The sequence below is a fragment of the Micromonospora pattaloongensis genome (genome assembly GCF_900107255.1).
GTDB lineage: Bacteria > Actinomycetota > Actinomycetes > Mycobacteriales > Micromonosporaceae > Micromonospora_I > Micromonospora_I pattaloongensis.
Window position 1 is genome coordinate 1 of sequence record NZ_FNPH01000016.1, and the last position, 17,083, is coordinate 17,083.

At 67.1% G+C, this 17,083-nt stretch carries 19 protein-coding genes; 9 read left to right on the forward strand and 10 right to left on the reverse strand.

All coding sequences use genetic code 11. From position 1 onward, the window contains the following. Nucleotides 1-284 precede the first annotated feature (284 nt). Nucleotides 285-1,124 (reverse strand): DUF4253 domain-containing protein, encoded by an 840-nt coding sequence (locus BLW47_RS23420; RefSeq protein ID WP_091562470.1) that lies wholly within the window; start codon nt 1,122-1,124, stop codon nt 285-287. 131 nt (nt 1,125-1,255) lie between these two features. On the opposite strand from BLW47_RS23420, the gene BLW47_RS23425 reads away from it, so the two are divergent. After that, a complete protein-coding gene (locus tag BLW47_RS23425) occupies nt 1,256-1,765 on the forward strand; it encodes an immunity 21 family protein (protein WP_245737017.1) in 510 nt (169 codons plus the stop codon). Nucleotides 1,766-1,967: 202 nt separating this feature from the next. Here BLW47_RS23425 and BLW47_RS23430 read toward each other — a convergent pair whose 3' ends face one another. Further along, complete coding sequence (locus tag BLW47_RS23430; protein ID WP_091562477.1) at nt 1,968-2,384, reverse strand: ASCH domain-containing protein; 417 nt, start codon at nt 2,382-2,384, stop codon at nt 1,968-1,970. 103 nt (nt 2,385-2,487) lie between these two features. Further along, on the reverse strand, nt 2,488-2,796 hold the full coding sequence (locus BLW47_RS23435; protein WP_175543776.1) for a hypothetical protein: 309 nt from the start codon (nt 2,794-2,796) through the stop codon (nt 2,488-2,490). Nucleotides 2,797-2,997: 201 nt separating this feature from the next. Here BLW47_RS23435 and BLW47_RS23440 point away from each other — a divergent pair, with 201 nt between their 5' ends. Beyond that, nucleotides 2,998-3,582 (forward strand): hypothetical protein, encoded by a 585-nt coding sequence (locus tag BLW47_RS23440; RefSeq protein ID WP_091562610.1) that lies wholly within the window; start codon nt 2,998-3,000, stop codon nt 3,580-3,582. Nucleotides 3,583-3,692: 110 nt separating this feature from the next. Here BLW47_RS23440 and BLW47_RS23445 read toward each other — a convergent pair whose 3' ends face one another. Both BLW47_RS23445 and BLW47_RS23455 read right to left on the reverse strand, forming a co-directional pair. Beyond that, nucleotides 3,693-4,838, reverse strand: a complete 1,146-nt coding sequence (locus BLW47_RS23445) for an IS110 family RNA-guided transposase (protein WP_091562612.1) — start codon at nt 4,836-4,838, stop codon at nt 3,693-3,695. Between the two features lie 1,451 nt (nt 4,839-6,289). Next, nucleotides 6,290-6,742: a hypothetical protein gene (locus BLW47_RS23455; RefSeq protein WP_245737019.1), complete on the reverse strand. Its 453-nt coding sequence runs from the start codon at nt 6,740-6,742 to the stop codon at nt 6,290-6,292. 251 nt (nt 6,743-6,993) lie between these two features. On the opposite strand from BLW47_RS23455, the gene BLW47_RS23460 reads away from it, so the two are divergent. The 3 genes from BLW47_RS23460 to BLW47_RS23470 all read left to right on the forward strand — a co-directional run bounded on the left by BLW47_RS23460 (nt 6,994) and on the right by BLW47_RS23470 (nt 9,564). Beyond that, nucleotides 6,994-7,431: a hypothetical protein gene (locus tag BLW47_RS23460; RefSeq protein ID WP_091562489.1), complete on the forward strand. Its 438-nt coding sequence runs from the start codon at nt 6,994-6,996 to the stop codon at nt 7,429-7,431. 308 nt (nt 7,432-7,739) lie between these two features. Continuing rightward, entirely contained in the window at nt 7,740-8,714 is a 975-nt protein-coding gene (locus BLW47_RS23465; RefSeq protein ID WP_091562492.1) for a hypothetical protein, read from the forward strand. A 490-nt stretch (nt 8,715-9,204) separates the two neighbouring features. Continuing rightward, the gene (locus BLW47_RS23470) at nt 9,205-9,564 is read left to right on the forward strand and encodes a nuclear transport factor 2 family protein (protein WP_091562616.1); all 360 of its coding nucleotides are present in this window, start codon (nt 9,205-9,207) and stop codon (nt 9,562-9,564) included. Nucleotides 9,565-9,821: 257 nt separating this feature from the next. Here the strand turns inward: BLW47_RS23470 and BLW47_RS23475 are convergent, their stop codons facing one another. From BLW47_RS23475 to BLW47_RS23490, 4 genes are all read right to left on the reverse strand, one after another. Further along, entirely contained in the window at nt 9,822-10,508 is a 687-nt protein-coding gene (locus BLW47_RS23475) for a hypothetical protein (protein ID WP_091562495.1), read from the reverse strand. A gap of 16 nt (nt 10,509-10,524) precedes the next feature. Continuing rightward, entirely contained in the window at nt 10,525-10,878 is a 354-nt protein-coding gene (locus BLW47_RS25280; protein ID WP_175543777.1) for a hypothetical protein, read from the reverse strand. A gap of 155 nt (nt 10,879-11,033) precedes the next feature. Next, on the reverse strand, nt 11,034-11,510 hold the full coding sequence (locus BLW47_RS23485; RefSeq protein WP_342709842.1) for an NUDIX domain-containing protein: 477 nt from the start codon (nt 11,508-11,510) through the stop codon (nt 11,034-11,036). Between the two features lie 402 nt (nt 11,511-11,912). After that, nucleotides 11,913-12,440 (reverse strand): integrase, encoded by a 528-nt coding sequence (locus BLW47_RS23490; protein ID WP_245737021.1) that lies wholly within the window; start codon nt 12,438-12,440, stop codon nt 11,913-11,915. A gap of 139 nt (nt 12,441-12,579) precedes the next feature. Between BLW47_RS23490 and BLW47_RS23495 the strand changes: the two genes are divergently transcribed. From BLW47_RS23495 to BLW47_RS23510, 3 genes are all read left to right on the forward strand, one after another. Then, a complete protein-coding gene (locus BLW47_RS23495) occupies nt 12,580-13,167 on the forward strand; it encodes a GIY-YIG nuclease family protein (RefSeq protein ID WP_245737022.1) in 588 nt (195 codons plus the stop codon). A gap of 175 nt (nt 13,168-13,342) precedes the next feature. Further along, nucleotides 13,343-13,972 carry a hypothetical protein gene (locus tag BLW47_RS23500; RefSeq protein WP_217634929.1) on the forward strand — a complete coding sequence of 210 codons (630 nt, stop codon included), beginning with the start codon at nt 13,343-13,345 and terminating at the stop codon, nt 13,970-13,972. 849 nt (nt 13,973-14,821) lie between these two features. Next, nucleotides 14,822-15,199: an LppU/SCO3897 family protein gene (locus BLW47_RS23510; RefSeq protein ID WP_139307427.1), complete on the forward strand. Its 378-nt coding sequence runs from the start codon at nt 14,822-14,824 to the stop codon at nt 15,197-15,199. Nucleotides 15,200-15,833: 634 nt separating this feature from the next. Here the strand turns inward: BLW47_RS23510 and BLW47_RS25735 are convergent. Further along, complete coding sequence (locus BLW47_RS25735) at nt 15,834-16,031, reverse strand: hypothetical protein (RefSeq protein WP_245737031.1); 198 nt, start codon at nt 16,029-16,031, stop codon at nt 15,834-15,836. Between BLW47_RS25735 and BLW47_RS23515 the strand changes: the two genes are divergently transcribed. Then, complete coding sequence (locus BLW47_RS23515; protein WP_245737024.1) at nt 15,951-16,991, forward strand: IS110 family RNA-guided transposase; 1,041 nt, start codon at nt 15,951-15,953, stop codon at nt 16,989-16,991. The two genes, BLW47_RS25735 and BLW47_RS23515, sit on opposite strands and share 81 nt — an antisense overlap. Nucleotides 16,992-17,083: the final 92 nt, after the last annotated feature.

Below are 17,083 nucleotides of genomic sequence, written 5' to 3' on the forward strand. Positions count from 1 at the left end.
CCGCCCAATCCTCCACGCTCAACACCCTCCCGATCCTGGAAGGGGGGTCCAGCTTCGCCCGTCGCCCGGGGGTCAGTTTTCACGCGTCGCCGACACTACGGGCGTAGCCACGGTGCGACATCGTCCCAGCACAGTCACTTTCAGATACGCGGAACGAGTACGCGCCTACACCAGTAGGCGCACCTCCCCCAACCGTCACGGCGATCCGGGTCTCGCCGCCATCCGGATGCCGATGTGCGGACGTCGGTGTCATGCAACCTGCCCGGCACCGCCAGCGTGGCGGCTCAGTCCCACCAGAACGACCACCAGGCCCGGTTCGTGAGGCTCTCGGCGTAACGGATGAGGGTGTGGGTGTGGGACTGCCACACGTTGTCGGGGCAGAACGCAAAGTGTTCGGCAGCGACGCGCAGCGCGTGGTCTGCGTTGGTGGGCGGAGCAGCGACGCTGAGGTATAGCTCGGCTGGTCCGAGGCCGACGACTCTGGCCCCGAAACGTTCTTCCCAGCTGCGCAGCACCGCGCTGAACTGCGCGGTGTCGTTCTCGTAGTTCAACGGCCCACCCCACCCCAGATCGGCCGGGGCATCCGCACCGCGGGCACTGGGACTCAGCCCGAGGCGCGGCGCGGTCAGCCACGAGTCGGCCAGCAGATGTTCGGCGAACTCGGCAGCCCGAGCCGCGGGGTCTTCCTGCAGCGTTCCGGCAGGCGCGAGCCCAGGCCACCGATTGCCGAACGGCGCCGTGACGGCCAGCCGCTCCGGCGCGCTGAGCATGTCGTAGTCCCCATCCGTCGCCGTGTAGACAGACCACCACCCAGTCAGCAGCGCGTCGGCGTCATGATCGCCTGGGCTGGACTTGATGAGACGCGGGTCGAGTTCACCGGTCGTCCACGGGGTGCCCGGCTCGTCCGACCTCCCTCCGAGCAGCAGTGGCCACAGACCTGTCCGGCCATGGCGCGCCTGAAGTGATCCCCACAGACCCGCGTCCGGACGGGTGTCGCTGATCCACAGGATCGGCTCCTCGAGAACCCCGGCCTCGGTCTCATGCACGGCTCGCCCGGGCGGAAGGTCAAGGCTGAGGGAGCCGCCCGAGTCGTGCCGAAGGGATGTCAACGGATTGCCTGGCATTGGACGCACGGTACAGACCCGCCAACACGATCAGAGTCACTCGCCTCGTCGGCTATCCGCTTCTGCCGCATCTTGGCCAGGCACTCATGTATCGCCGTGGCCTGGCAAGATCGCTGCGGGAGGTAGGGTCATTGCAGTACACGTGGGTTTCGTCGGCTGGCGGACCGCTGCTCGTCGCTCCGCAATCGGCGCTATCGCTGTGGACCGGTGCTGACAGCACGGATGGTCCCGTGGAGAGCTGGGGCGACTACGGCCGGGCCTGCGCAATCGACGGTTACGTCGGCGTGGTCGCCATAGGTCAGCGGCAGGCGCTTGTCCTGGGCGATGAGCCGGCAATGACGACGTACCTATCCTCGGAACGGCTGTTCCTGCGGTGGGCAGCGGCGTACGAGGAAGACGACCTGGTGAGCGCTGCACGCCGAGCGGTACGTGATGGCGTGAATTGGGACGCGGATGAGGATGTCCGCTGGGTGGCGGACGGGCCGGTCGTGATGTTCGATTCGGCGTGGCCCGGAGCGGAGTTGGAACCAGACAACCACCTCGTGATCGAGCTACGCCCGAGCGAATACCGGGTCCGGGCGACGTACCGCGCCGATGGTGACAACTGGATGATCCTCGTTCAGCTTCAACCCGTGCCATGAACTCGCACAGCCAGAGGCAAACGCAGGCTTGATCAGGACATCTGGATCTGCCGCCGACCGGGCGTCACGTTGAGTGGCAGGCGTGGGTGGGTCGAACGCTCGGTCGCGCCGGGATGAGTGCCTCACCGTTGGAGTCAGACGTTCAGTGGGTTCGCGTGTGCGGGTTGCCCCAGCAGCTACATGGTCGTGCGGCGTGGAGCGGTCAAAGCGTCGCGACGAGCCGGAACCGCTCCAGCACGGCTGGTGTGTCGTCGTTCACGGTGAAGCCTGGATTGCCCAGCCACCCTCGGTAGTCCATTCCGTGCCAGTACTCCTCGTGGCCAGCTCGCCAGGCGGCGATCGAGTCGTGCCCCTCGCCCTCGTCCCGGGCGTGGTCGAAGTCCACGTCGCCGAGGCAGCTGACACGCACCTCGGTCAGTTCGATCACCGCGACCCGGCGACCAGCAGAATCGACCACCGCCGCTCGGGCACCCACGACCGGTAGTGGCTCGCCTTCGATTTCGTAGTCCTGGAGCAGGCCGGTCGTGGTGGTCTTGGTCCCCTCGAGGACTGCAGCGACCAGCTTGTCGCGCAGCGGACCAGGGAAGGCCAACTCGAACGTGGGTAGATCTGCGGTCACTGGAGGAGACTAACGAGAGATCGTCGACGTCTGCGAGCCGATCATGCGGTCCTTACGACCAGTGTTGACTCTCATGCCGCATACCGCGCGATTAGCCAGGGCGTTAGTCGAGTGCGAGCGCCTGCTGAGTGTCGCTAGCCGAGTCGAACATGACGCACGTTGGCCACGGTGGTACCTCCGATTTCCCACTCCACGTCAGATGGACCAGCGCCCATCGGTCGTCGACCTTGAGCAGCACGTCGTCGCGTGCATCGGAGCGTCCGACAACCGCGAAGGGCATGCCGTGCAGGGCGTGACCCGGCGATGTCTCACGCAGCATTTCGTTCGTGATCGCGTGGACCTGTTCTTGCTCGGACTCGCCGGGGTTGCGCAGGTCCCACCAAGGGTCGGTGATGATCACATCGTCAGGCACGCCGAGATCCTGACATGCCGCAATCCGCCCGCGGCCGTGTCGTCGCGGGCCGCTGGGCACCAATCTCCGGTCGTGCCGTCGACCGTGGGGAACGCAATGTCACGGAGGGTCGATCAGGACAACATCTCGTCGGGCCGATGAGCGGATGTCGAGGGCATGCTGGCGGGATTGCGGAGCAGGCGGACTGCTATCGTCCGCCGCGTGAAGGGCGATGACGAGATCCTGGAAATGGTTCGCCAAGACCTGGGTCTCGCTGAACTGCTGTGGAAGGTCTGCGAGTTTGACGTCACCCGCGGTGATCACGGTGAGCCTGTCCGGCTGTCGTCCGGGCATGCCGTGGAAGGCATAGCAGGTGACTTCGCTGGCGGCACGTTCTTCCTCTGCGGTGAACGCCGCTCGATTCGTCCGGTCTTGTATGCCAGCTCCGAAGGGCAGGCCGGCCTTATCGGCCATAGCCTTGGCGAAGCCCTCCAGGTCATGATCGGGCTGCCGTCCTGGTGGGACTGCCTGAAGTTTTCCGGCGGCGGGGATCTGGTGACAATGCAGTGCGCTGCGGAGCATCTGCAGCGCGACGAGCTCAGAGACCAGCCGGAGGTTGCTGTTCAGCGGGTCCAACTCGCGACAGCACTGTCGTTGGGTCTGGTGAACGCCCCGCTGCTGCTGACCCACTTGCGTGACGCGGTGGCCGGTACCACGCCTGACTTCGTCCTTACCGGGGAAACTGGCGAGGAGTACGGATCGCTGTTCGGGCTGTGGCTGCCGGGCCGCAATCCCTGCTGGAGTTGAGAGCGTCCGTTCTAGCTCACGACCGACCACCAAGATGAGATGCGCTGATCTGCCTCTGTCCGGGCGTTCGCAGTACTGGCCAGAGTGCGCGGTCATGGCTCCCCTCTGTGTTAAGACGCTGTCGGGAGCGGGGTTCTATGCTGGGTGGCGGCGGGACCGGGAAGTGACTTCTCCGAAGAGCTGGCATGGGGATGTGAGCTGGTCATGCTGGAGTCAGTAGTCGTTCCCCGGTGTCCTCCCGGGCCCGTCGCCGCGGTGGCCGCGGCGTTGTCGATCATGTGTCGGAAGACGATGTCGGACAGGCGTCGTTTCAGCGCGCGCATCGCTTCCATTGACGTCTTGCCGGACGCTTTCTTCCCGTCGAAGTAGGCGCGTCCTTCGGTGGGGTTGCGTAGTTGAACGGTGGCCATGATGTGCAGTACGCGGTTGATCTGTCGGTTGCCGGCGCGGGAGAGTCGGTGGCGTATCTGGTCTCCGGAGGAGGCGTCGATGGGGGCGGTGCCGTTCCAGGAGGCGAAGTGGGCCCGGTTGGGGAACCGGGTGATGTCGCCGACCTCGATCAGCAGGCGGGCGGCGCCGGAGGGTCCGATGCCGTGCAGGTCCATCAGCGTGGTGCCGGTGGAGGCGACCAGTTCCTTGAGTTCCTTGTCGGCTTGCTTGGAGCGTTGGTAGATCCGTTCGAGGTCACTGATCAGCTCCGCAGCGACCCGGCGTCGGGCCTTTCCGACGGCGTCGCGGGGTCTGACCGTGGCCGGCAGTGCCTTGGCCTGGGCGGCGGACAGGTTCTTTTTCGCTCCGCCGGGGATGAGCTCCAGCAGCAGTTGGTGCAGCTGGGAGACCATCCGGGTGTGGTCCTCGCCCAAAGAGCGGCGGCGGTCGGCCAGGATCCGCAGCAGGGCGAGTTGTTCGTCGTTGACGACCGGGCGCAACCCCGCCATCCGGGTGCCGACCAGCGCAATGGAGTGGGCGTCGGTGGCGTCGGTCTTGCGGCCCTGCCCGGTGGCGAACACCCGCGCCCGGGCGGACAACTTCGGTGGCAGATCGACGACTTGTTCGCCATCGGCGAGCAGCCGGTTGGCGATGTGCCGGCCAATGCCCTGGCAACCCTCGATCGCCCAGACCCGGTTCGGCCACCGCGTGGCGTACTTCCTCATAGCCGCGTAGCCGGCCCGGCCGGTGTCGAAGCGGCCGCCGCCGACGACGGCCTCGTCGCCGGCCATGACCTCGATCGTGGCCGAGCGCTTGTGCGGGTCCATCCCGATGACCACGCGATCCGACGTGCCACTCAACGCGTCCTCCGATGCTCGATCCACTCTGGGTTGTCGAGCCGGGAGGGCAACGCTACTTCGAGCCGAGCAAACCCCTCTTGAGCCTCTCCCCGCCCTGCGGCGACGCCCGGGCTGCGCAGGCCAAATGAGAGCCACACGACCAGCGTGGGCAGCCGAAATGAGAGCGACAGCCCGGGCGCCTCGACCGAAGCCTGGCCGGGCCGCGGTCGTAGGTCAATGAAGCAAGTAGCCGAGATGACTGCGTCACCCTTTGGCGGGGTAGCCGGGCTTAGGAAGTAGGGATCAGAGCGGCGAAGGACTCGATACCTTCAACCCAGCCGGCACCTCGTCCAACTCGGCAAGCCGAACCCGTCATGCGTATTGTCTAGCGGATGAATTGGCGCTCACCGAGACCGGCCGTCATTGCGGCAGCGCTCGGTGCTGCCTTCGTCCTCTCTGCCGTCGTTTCGCTCAGCGTGCCAATCTTGGTCCAGACCAGTGATGGTGGCAGCACTGCGACAGAACCGACCGCCCCCCGAGCCATCACCTGTTTCCAACCCCCGCAACCGACCGGAGCGGTGCCCGATCCATGCTGGGACGTCGCCGTCGCGGCGGGCCGGAGCACCCCGAGCCAAGCGGCGCGGGAGGCCGCTCGACTCGCCGCCGTTGAACTCCGAACGGAGGTGTCGGCCCTGATCGATCGGCAGCCGTCGGTCTGCGTGACGACTGCGGCCGGTGGACCCGGGCGATGCAGTCGCGACGAACTCGACGCCGGCGAGCTGCGGAACGCGCTAAACCGGGTAGGTCTGGTCGACCATGTCGTACGATTCGCGCGGTCCGACGACATCACCGAGGGCAAGGGGCTCGTGTTCGCCGCGCGAGTTGGAGGCGCCTGCGTGCTCGGCTACGTGCTCTCCTCGAGAGAGGCGGCCGGCGTAGCTGGGACGCTGCACGATGGCACGTGCTTGTCCGTCTGAGCAGCCATGCCGCGATCGGCGCGATGAGGAGCGTGACCAACCCAGCAGCAGCCCTCGGAGTGTCCGGACATGCAGGTAAGCGCGACGTCCTACTAACGCGCCGCCGGTACAGCAACTGTCGAGACGACTCGAAGCCCAGCCGATCGTACACCTGCACTGCCTTGCGACCGGAGTGGACGGTCACGGAGGAGTCGAGCAACGAACGCTACGTGCGAGTGCTGGTGCGCGGACCACTGCGCGACGTCCGCTGCGAAGGCGTCAACGGACTGCCGTGCTGGTTCCTCATTCAGGGTGTCTCGCCCCAACAACTGGGCCAAGTCTGCGACGTCATCCGCGCTGGCCTGACTAATTCTCCCGCGCAGGTCTGTCACCTGGTTGGCCAGAAGCACGGGAGTCGCGAACACAACTGTGTTCAACCGCATGACGACCGGATCTGCCGCACGGCGAGCGCGGAGGCGCAGCTCAGTCGAACCAGTTGAACAGCAGGTCACCGAGCCGGCTCGGCTGGTGGTAGGCGACATCCCGCCGTTCTTCTTCGGTAAGAAGATGCAGGTGTCGGTCGTTGAGCGGTTGATTCAGCTCTGCCGTGGTGGCGACCCGCAGCCCTGCGCGGCGGTAGACGTCCCCGCCGGGGACGTCAACGAACACCGCGTTGATCATGTAGGGATCTTGCTGTTCGGCTCCAGCGACCAGGAAGGCCGCAGCGTTGAAGAGGATGCTCAACGGCTTGCCATCACGGAGTCGCACACCGACCCTGTAGTGATTTCGGCCGACCGTCGGCTCCTCGACCGAGGTCGTGACCACACCGCCGACTGCCCTGGTGCTGTCGTACACCATGGCCAGCCACGTTGCACTGGCCGTCCGATCTGGGTGCGGCTTGGTCACTCCAGCCTGCAGCAGATGCAGAATCTCCACGCAGGGATCATCCGGCACCGCGGCGTCACGAAGTGCTGACTCGGCCGGCATATGAGCGGGTGTTCCACGAGCTGCGCCTCGGTGGACCCTGACTAGGGTGATGCGGTGCCGATCTACGCTGGGTTCGACGGAGCGCCACTGCATTACGACGAAAGCCACCCTGGGCGAAGCCGGGACCTTCCGCCCGTCATCGTCCTCGCCGGCGGCGCCGCCAGGCACCCGAGCTACCTCGGTGATCTGGCCGGACTTGCATGGACGTGGTGCGGCGTAGGAGCGGGCGGGTCAGGGCAACCCTTGCCGTCGTCGAGGAGTTGCTGGCCGAGGAGGGCGACGCGTCGCGTATCGCGCTGGATTTTCTCGAAAATCTTCAGAACGCGGCGTCGCACGGGACGGAGGGATTGTTCACTACGGAGGAGTTGCTGCCGTTGCGCGGGCCCCGGACGGTGGAGGGCTGGGAGACGGTGGACCGGTTCTGGGCCGCTGTCGTCGCCTGGTGCGACGAGAACGGGGTGGAGCTGGAGTCGAGTGAGTCGCTCCGCCTCGTCGAGCATCCGGGACTGCAGTCGATCATGTGGCCGTCGTGCCGGAGCCTCGCTGACGGGCGGCGGGTCGATCTCAGCGATGTAGTGCGGTACGAGAAAGCGGTTGGCATGCCGATGGCCGGCTTCGGTCACCACCCGACGCCATGACCGGACAGGCGGCGGCGCGACCGGCACGCCGCACTCTGGAGGCATCCCCTCCCCAGGGCTGGTTGATCGGGCACGTGGACCATCACCTCCAAGCCCCAGAGGCAACGAGACGTGCCCCGACGCACATGCCGACGCAACACGCTCTTCTACCCGCGGACCACACGTCGCGCAGCGCGGCCTGCTGTCCACGGGTGGCGACGCGCGGAGGTGGCGACGCGCGGAGGTGCCGATGAGCGGATGCCGAGGAGCGTCACCTCCTGTGTGATCATCGGTATGCGCGCACGGCGACGACGGGCGAGGGACACACGGTGACGGTTGATTGGGGTCGGCTCCAACACGCGTACGGCTGGGCCACCGATACGGCCAAGCACCTGCAAGCGCTGGAGTCCGGCGACGCCGAGGCTCGCGCGGCGGCGCTGGACCACCTCGACATCGCCGTGCTGCACCAGGGTTTTCCCCGGACGGCGACCGCGCCGGTCGTCCGGGCCCTGACCACGCTGCTCGCCAACGGGCGTGCACACCCGGACACAGTCGAATCGCTGCTGGAGTTCCTGGGCGACGCGGCCCTGAGCGTGACCGGCCTGGCCGACGATCGCTACTTCGCCGATGTGCTGCCGGACCTTGCTGACGCGCTCGCGGAGGCGTATCCGGTGGTGCTTCCGCTGCTCGTGGCATCCCCGCCGGACCGGGCCCTGTTCCGCGCAGAGAACTTGGTGGCGATCGTCCGCACACCGCGCCTTGCGGACCGGCGGGAGGAACTAGCCGTCCTCGTCCTGGAGTGGGCGGAACGCGATGCCGGGCCGCAGGCGGATTGGGTTCACTGCCTCGCCCGGCTCGACGTCGACGTCCGCGATCGGCTCACCGACCTGGACCCTGCGGTAAGGCTGCGGGCTGCGCTGGCCCACGAGGACGACCCGCGGAGCCGGGATCTGATTCTGGCCGCGTTGGCGGACCCGCCGCCTCCTGGGTTACATCGATCCGAGCTGGTCGCCGCAGCGATCCGCATCGCCGCCGACTTCGAAGCGATCGCTGCGGCTGCCTGCCAAGTTGCCAGGCGGGACAGTTGGACCGGCTTCGACGATGGCTGGGGAGCGTTGGTGCGGTTCGCGTTCCCCACGCCGTATGGGAAGGGCCGGCCGCTGACCGAAACGCAGCGTGCGCTGCTTCGGGCCCTGGTCGCAAACGATCAGCTCTGGGATCCGACGAACGGAAGCTGTGGGCTCGTCTTCAGGCAGGCCGGGTTGCCGCACAGCCGGGCGGGGTGCCGCCGGCTGGCCGGGTGACCGCGTATCCCGTGGCCATCCGGGCAGCACGCGGTTAGAGGCTGGCGCTGGTCAATAAGGCGAGCAGCTCCGCCTCCTGCTTCCGGCGCGAAGGCGTCGGTGCCGGACCGCCGCAGTGGTCATGGATCGCTGGCATACAGTGAGGCCGGCTGGGCGCGGCCGGCGTTCGATGATCGGGTGGACGCTTCTGCCGCAGCGATGCGGGGATTCAGGGTCACGGGCCGTTAGGCCCTCGGTCCCGGTCTCGCTGAGTTTGTCGAGCATCAGCGGGGGACACGACAGCGGCAGGTTGGCCGCCCCGTGCCGGTCCGTAGAGCGCGCGAGGCGATGAAGTGCGGCGAGAACCTGCGCCGGGACGCCACGGTTACCGGCCGGACATCCCTGAATGCGCAGGTGGGGCGGACCGTAGATCAGTGGTCCTGATGTTCGCCGTGCGCAGAACGAGTTGGTCGCGGCCGTCGGGTCGGCGAGGCTGAATCTCGTGACCGATATGGACTCCCTGGCTGCGGCCGACCGACGACTGCAGGCCGCGCAGCTCGCGGCGGATGCCGATGTACTGGACCAACTCCTTGATGACCGTCTCGTCTTCACCGGCCCGGATGGAGCCTGGTACTCGAAGCAAGACGATTTGGAATTGCAGCGCTCGGGCCAGCAGGTGTTGACCGAAGTGACAGAGGAGGAACTCACCACCGTCGTGGTCGGCGACACCGGGGTCACCTTGTTTCGAGGAAGGCTTGCGGGCCGGCTCAGGGGCGAGTCGTTTGTCGCGCACGTGCGCTACACCCGGACGTGGATCAAGACAGCTGCAGGCTGGCGCTTGCTCGCAGCGCACGTCACCACGACGACGTAGCCGCGAGCACCTTGAGCGGATACGCGCACATCCGACTCTCCACGATCGCGCACCCGGATCTGCCGCCGAGCGCGCGTTACTGAGCGCAGCCGTTGTCCACGGGTGGCGGCGCTGTGGACGTGCCGAGAACAGTGCACATGATCATGCTCGCGTACTCGACGGGCACGCTGTGCCGCCGATTGCGCCTCAGGGCGGTGGACTCTGCAGGGCATGCGTCCAGACAACTTTGACGGCTGGATGAACGGTTGTGGGACTGGTCAGAGCGGTGCCCACAGGTGGCGGCGCTTCCACGTGTCGTCGCCGGCTCGGAACTCCTGCAGAAGCCGCACGGCTGCCTCGCGGTCGGTGGTCTGGCAGCGGAAGTGCCGGTCGATGGAACCTTCCTGATACTCCAGTGCGTATGTCCCGGCGGGTACTCCCGCAGCGTCGCCGTAGCCCACCTGGACGAACCATCCGTCGGCGCGTTCGAGAATGACGTAGCCGTTGTCTTTGCCGACTTGGCCGATGATCCATTCCAATCGGTGCGCGTCGGGGTCGGGCATCGTCGGCAAGCTCTCCGAGGAAAGCGTGAAGGGCGCTGCGTAGCCCGGCGCGTTCGGGTTTACGACGTGGTAGCCCGGTTCGTAACACACCAGGCCGTGCTCGGTGGCGAGCGTCAGGACGGCTGTACCGACCTCGTTCGCTCGCGACCAGACGCACGAGACGGCCACGATCGCGTCGGAACGCTCGGGGGTCATGCTCCACACTCCGAGCCGGTCGATGTCTTCATCGCTGAGGCTCTCCAGGGGCGGGAAGCGATCGAGCAGTGCGTCATAGAACCGGCGCACGGCGGGATGGGTGGCGAATAGATCTTTTCCACCGTCGCCCCAGCGCTCTAGCTTTGCCCGCGCCTCGGCCGCAGTGATCGGTTGGTCCTCGTGCCAGACGTACAGGTCAAAACTCACCGTAACCCCAAGTGTCTCAGCCAACCGGCGACGACAGCCTAGGTCCCGCGACCCTACCCAGAGAACCGCTCGCCGCCACGTCGGGATCCTGCCCCGGATCCGCGACAACGCGCTGATCACGCTGGGCCGCGCCCACGCCGAGATCACCGCCCACCTGCTCACCGCGCTGACCGCCAGCCGGCTCGCCGCGGCCGGTCACCCCGACGCGGGCCTGCTCGCCCGGCTCGGCAAAGCCGCTGGCGTCGACGCCGCCGTCGCCGCGGTCGCCGGCCTGGCCCCGCTGATCGGCGCAAGCGGCTTCCAACGCCACCACCGCATCGCCAAGGCCCGCGCCGACCTGACCGGCCTGCTTTACGCCGACGGCATCCACGACAGCCTGTACCGCTCCGGCGGCGTCACCTTGCTCGCCGCCGCCGGCGGAGCCCCGACACCGGCACCCGCGGTGGCGGCCGCTGCTTGACCTACAGCACACAGGCACCGCGACCCGAACCCTGGTCGCGGTGCCTGTGCACGTCGCCGAGTGGATCAGGCGACGAACAAGCCGTTCTCCAGGTAGAGCGCCGTGTTCTTGGCCCGCGTTCGCAGCGCAGCGACGATCCTGCGGGCCAGCAGCTCGGAGAGCCGCTCACCGGCCTCCTGCTCGGTGCACCAGGCCCAGCTGCGCAGCTCCTCGGCTGGCAGCCGGATCTGCGCCGTCTGCTCCGCGGTGAGAACCCCGCCGTCGAACACCATCAGCAGGCCCTCGTTGCGGCCTGGGCGCGGAGGCACCCAATCGGTCACCAGCAGCCGGCCCGGCTGCACCGGCAGCCCCAGCTCCTCCTTGAGCTCGCGCACCACCGCGGTGTACGGCGACTCGTCCGCCTCGACCGCGCCGCCCGGGATCTCCCAGTAGTCCTTGTAAGTCGGCTCGACCAGCAGCACCCGGCCACGATCGTCGGACAGCAGCACCGCGGCCCCCATCCGCTTGCGTGGCAACGTGGCGGCGAAGTCGTCATTCGCCACCGCGCCAGGCTATCCATCGGCCGCACCCGCGAAGGCCTGGCTGAACTGTATTTTCTAGGTGACTCGGGGTCACGGGCGAGAAGCTGATGCGTCCGCTGGCCGGTGGAGTTGTGTTCTGGTTATTCAGCGCCTGGCGCATTGGCCGCGTCTCCGCCGGCTCCGGCACGCGCGCGCCGGTAACGTTGGGTGTATCGCCGCAACGCGTCGGCGGCTGAGCAGAACCGGACGCGCTCATCGAGGCTCGCTGCCGCGGCCGCACCCGGTCCACGGTCTGCCCGGGCAGGCAGAGGTGGACACCGGTGGGCAGCCGCAATGTGGGAGCGTCTCGCCGGGCACCTGGACCGAGTCTGGCCGGACACCGATCCTGGCCCAAGTCTTAAGTAGCCGATGTGCGGAAGACCGTCATGCTCGATGACGAAGCTCGTAGGCGCGGATCACTCGGACCGTGGGATCGGCGCTCTCGGGAGTCCGTAGCCGATCGGTCAGAAGGAAATCGGGCAGGGTGAACCCGGCCGCGTGTTCGTGTTCGGACAGCACGAACGTTCCGCCGCGCCTCTCAGGCTGCCATCCGTGCTCCAAGGCGTGGCTGATGACGGCTCGTACGTCGGCCGGCGTCGGATAGGCGCCGTCGGTGGCGCATGCCCCCCATGGCGCTGGCCAGGCGACCGATAGCAGATCCGCCTGGAGTGCCTGGCTCGTCTTCCCAGCGCCCCACACCCGCAGCCGAATGCACCGGTGGCAGTCACCGCTGCCCTGGACGTGCCGGATCTCCGCACGCCACACGAAGGTCCGTGCACCGATTCGCATCTGCCGCAGTCGCGTCCGCACGTGGGTCACCTCACGGTCGATCTTCCCCGCTCCGCCGCGACCCGCCAAGGTAGTTGCCTGCGACACCTGCCGCCGATCGAGTCGCCTGGCGTGCACGCTCATGCCGCCGACAATGCGTGGCCTTCTGATCGGTCAGTCAGTATCTGTGGCCGCCGATCGCGGCGCTGCCGAATCTTGCGTGGAGCATCCTGTCCTTGCAGCCCCGGGCCACGATCCGCCCGGGACGCCTAGGATGGTCTCGATGACCATTCCCGAAACGCGACTCGACGACGTCCCCGCCGATGGAGCCCGGGTCGAAGAGGCCCTGCGGCTGCTTTCCGGCGTGCCGGTAGGACTCGATGTCGCCGTCAAGCGGCTCAGCCGTGGCAGCGGTGTCTACGCCTGGTGGGCTGGTCCTCTGATCTTTCCCGAGCTCCCCGGGCCGCCGAATGAAAGCGTTCCGTCGCTACGGCTGCTGTATCTCGGACGGGCGACGAGCCTGCGGGGCCGGATCCTGCGTAACCATCTGAGGCGTTCGGGCAGCTCGACTTTGCGCCGTACATTGGCCGGGCTTCTTGTGTCCGAGGGTTACCGGACGACCTGGACGGATCGTGTTGTTCTGGTCCCTGAGGATGAGACGCGGCTGACCGCGTGGATGTACGCGCACCTGCGCTTGACCTGGGCGGAGGACCCGGAGCCGGCGGCTATCGAGGCCGAACTTCTCCGGCGTGTGCACCCGCCGCTCAACGTGCACGGCGTCGACCCCGAGCACATCCAGGCGGCCGTGGTCGCTGCCAAGAACTCATACAACACCAGCAGCCGCCCGGTCGAGCCCTCGCGAACGCCGTAACCGTTCGCCCGGCACGCGTACGGGTGCCGGCGCGCCCTCATGCCGTGCAGCGCTCGTCACCGAAGACGACGTCGGTGCCAGTTGCTGGTGTACGGACGTGTCGACGTGAGTGCTTCGGTGCGATGACGACGGCGCAGATCCGTGACACGTTGACGGGGTAGAGTCTCGCGTCGTGATGGCAGGGCTTGATCAACCGGGTGAGGATGGTCGTCGTCTCGGTCAGGAAGCAATGCGGCGGCTACGGCTCAGCTCCGTCTATGCGGTCGACCCCGGACTCACCGACTCGGAATTTGACCGGATCGAGCACGAATTCGGGTTCCGGTTTGCCGCCGACCACCGGGCCTTCCTGTCCGCAGGACTTCCGGTGAACACCCGGCCCGAGCCACGCGAGCCAGGTGTGATCTACGCATACGCGGAGCCGTGGCCCGACTGGCGTAACGGTGACCGTGACAAGCTGCGTAGTCGGCTGGATTGGCCCAGCGAAGGAGTGCTGTTCGACGTCGAGAACAACGGCTTCTGGTACGACGGCTGGGGTTCACGCCCAAGCGATACCGCAGCGGCATTGGCGACAGCGACGCGCATGCTGGCGCAGGTTCCGAAGATGGTGCCGGTATACGGGCATCGGTATCTGCCTGGTGAGCCCGGCGCCTTCGGCCATCCCGTGCTTTCGATGTGGCAGACCGACATCATCTACTACGGGTTGGATCTCGCCGACTACATCGACCGGGAGTTCGGTCGCACGGGCACAGGCGAAAACCGGTGGGAGCCGAAAGCGAGCGTCGAGTTCTGGCGCGACCTAGTCTGAGCCGTACTCTTTCCGCCAGTTTCTTCTGCGGGCATCCCCAAGCCGGAGCACGTGCGCTGACGAGTGAGCGTCATCCGCCATTCCAGCGCGGAGGAGCTGATCTCCACCGCCTTGCTTCCTGACCGACCCAAGGGCTACGCGGACTGGATGGCGTGGCGCTGCGAGACGTCCGCTCATGGCACCCCTTTATGTCAAGGCGCTGCCGGAGCCAGGAGTCTAGGCTGGCCGGTGGCGGGTCCGGGAAGTGGCTTGTCCGAAGGGCCGATGTCCGGGGTCAGGTCGGTCACGCTGGATTGCAGAGTCGTCCCCGAGTGCCCTCCCGGCCTGCCGCCTGCCGTTGTTTCTGGTCGGCGACCATGCGGGCGTAGACGACGTTGGACAGTCGCCGTTTCAGGGCGCACATGGCTTCCGTAGAGGTCTTCCCGGTGGCCTTCTTCGCGTCGAAGTAGGCGCGTCCTTCGGTGGGGTGGGCAGCCGCAATGTGGGAGCGTCTCGCCGAGCACCTGGACCGAGTCTGGCCGGACATCGGTCCTGCAGGAAGTCTCTAAGTAGCCGAGATGCGTGCGTCTGATCATGATTGGTCGAGAGTTGGTGATCTGCAAGTGCGGGCGCGTTCGGCAGGTCGAGGAGCGGCGGGCTCTTCATCGGCGGCTCCAGGCGCCGTCCGGGTTTCGGTCGGCCCGCTCGCCTGGTTGTAGTTCGGCGATCGCCGCCGCGGCCGGATGTGCATTGGACGCCCCAGAACGTGTCCGGGTCGACGTCCGGATCAACAGGCGTCGTGTGGCAGCGGTTGACGGCGAACTCTACCTTGGATGCCACCGACCCTGCCAACACTTCGTTGGAGTGCTGATGTCGTTGCCCGCTGGACAGGGATCTCGGGCGTCGGGGCTACGGGCGTTCGTGGCGGTTGCGGTCGCGATTCTTGCCGTCGTTGGCGCGATCAGTTGCGTCCTCGGCTTCGTCCGCAGCGTACGGGATGTGAGGGAGTTCTCCGCCGAGATTGGGGACTGCGTAGCCGGGGAGACGGCAGAGGACGCGCGCATCGTCACCTGTGAGGATCCGGCCGCGCGCAGGCGAGTGGTGGACAGCGAGATAAGGCCGAGCCCGGTGACAGAGGAAGTCCTCAATGAGGCATGCTCCGGCTCCCCGGCAGCCGACGACGTCTTCTGGAAGACTTTTGAATCCGGCCAAGTGCTGATCCTGTGCCTCGAGACCTTGAGACCATGACCCGCCCAAGTGATCGCCTTGCTCGCCTCTGGAGCCGGCAGGGCGGGCCAACGCCTGCCCTGCCGGCTACCGGCTCAGTCTGATCACCGACGTCGACCATCGATGGATAGTGCATGCGCGAGAACGGGCCGCCGCCTTGGCGGAAGCCCGCCGTAGCCCGTTCGCCGAGGACTGGTCGGGCCGTCCGCCTCGCCGGCGTCCGCACATGGCGTACAGGGCATGCGCGCGGTCGCATCGCCGATCGAAGCTGGACCGATCTCTGACGCGCGCCGAGCGAGACTACCAGGTCGGCTTCCTTGACGGCGACTCGCGGTGTATCGGTTACTCGCGCACATCCGAAAGATCATTGATGGCTCAGGTGCGGAACCCGCCGGTTGGCACCAGCCGGCAAACCGCTCGCTTCGCGGCTACCTATTGACTGGTGGTACGACCGCAGCCCGGCCAGGCTTGGTCGAGGTGACCGGTGGGGTCGCTCTCATCGCGGCTGCCCACCGATGTTTGGTGTGGCTCTCATCTGGCGTGCGCCCCGCCGGTCACCGCGGCGGTGAGAGGCTCAAGAGGGGACTGCCCGGCTCAAGGTAGCGGTGCCCTCCCGTCGACGTTGCATCGTCGGATCGAGGGAGGACAGGATGGCTCAGGTCATCATCGGCGTGGACCCGCATAAGCGTTCGGCCACCATCGAAATCATCAACGCACGGGAGAAGTCGCTCGGCAGGGCCGGTTCGGCACCGACCGCAACGGCTACCAGGCCATGCTCGCCGCCGGTCGCAGGCACAAGGACCGCCTTTGGGCGGTCGAGGGCTGCAACGGCATCGGCCGGCACGTCGCTCAACGCCTGGTGACTGACGGCGAGACCGTCGTGGACGTTCCCGCGAAGCTGTCCGCCCGGGCCCGGGTGTTCGCCACCGGCCAGGGCCGCAAGACCGACCCGGTCGACGCCCGCAGCGTCGCGGTGGTCGCCCTGCGCACCGAAGGTCTGCGGCAGGTCGTCACCGACGACACCACGGTCGCGTTACGGCTGCTGGTCGACCGCCGTGACCAGCTCGGCCGCGCCCGCACCGACGTGGTCTCCCGGCTGCACCACCTGCTACTCGAACTGGTGCCCGGCGGCGCGAAAAAGGACCTGTCCGCCCAGCAGGCCCGCGCCCTGCTGGGCACCGTGCGCCCGCGCGACGTGGTCGGCAAGACCCGCCGCCGGCTGGCCTCCGGGCTGATCGGCGAACTCGTCGTCATCGACAAGAAGATCAAAATCGCGAAACAGGAGCTCACCGACCTGGTCAACAGCACCGGAAGCCGGCTGATGGACCTGACCGGCATCGGACCGTCCGGCGCCGCCCGCCTGATCGGCGACATCGCAGACATCGCCCGGTTCACCAGCCGCGCCCACTTCGCCTCGTGGAACGGCACCGCACCGATCGACGCCTCGTCCGGCGACCAGAACCGGCACCGGCTCTCCAGAGCCGGGAACCGGCGCATCAACCGCGCACTGCACATCATGGCCATCGTCCAGCTACGCCGTGACACCGAAGGGCGCCGCTACTACCGGCGCAGACTGGCCGAGGGCAAGACTCCGATGGAGGCCCTACGGGCATTGAAGCGGCGCCTATCCGACATCGTCTATCGGCGGATGGTGGCCGACGCGAAGCTGGCCAGGACGGGTCCGGGAGGACACGCGGGGGCGACTCTAGAATCCAGCGCGGCCGATCTGAACCCCGAGATCGACACTTCGGAAAAGTCACTTCCCGGACCCGCCGAACCCCAGCCTAGAACACCCCTTTTGATCATCACTTGACACAGAGGGGTGCCATGAGCGGACGTCGCGCAGCGCCATGTCATCGCCAGTCCGCGCAGGCCCTTCGGTCGGTCAGCTTGGTCGTGATCATG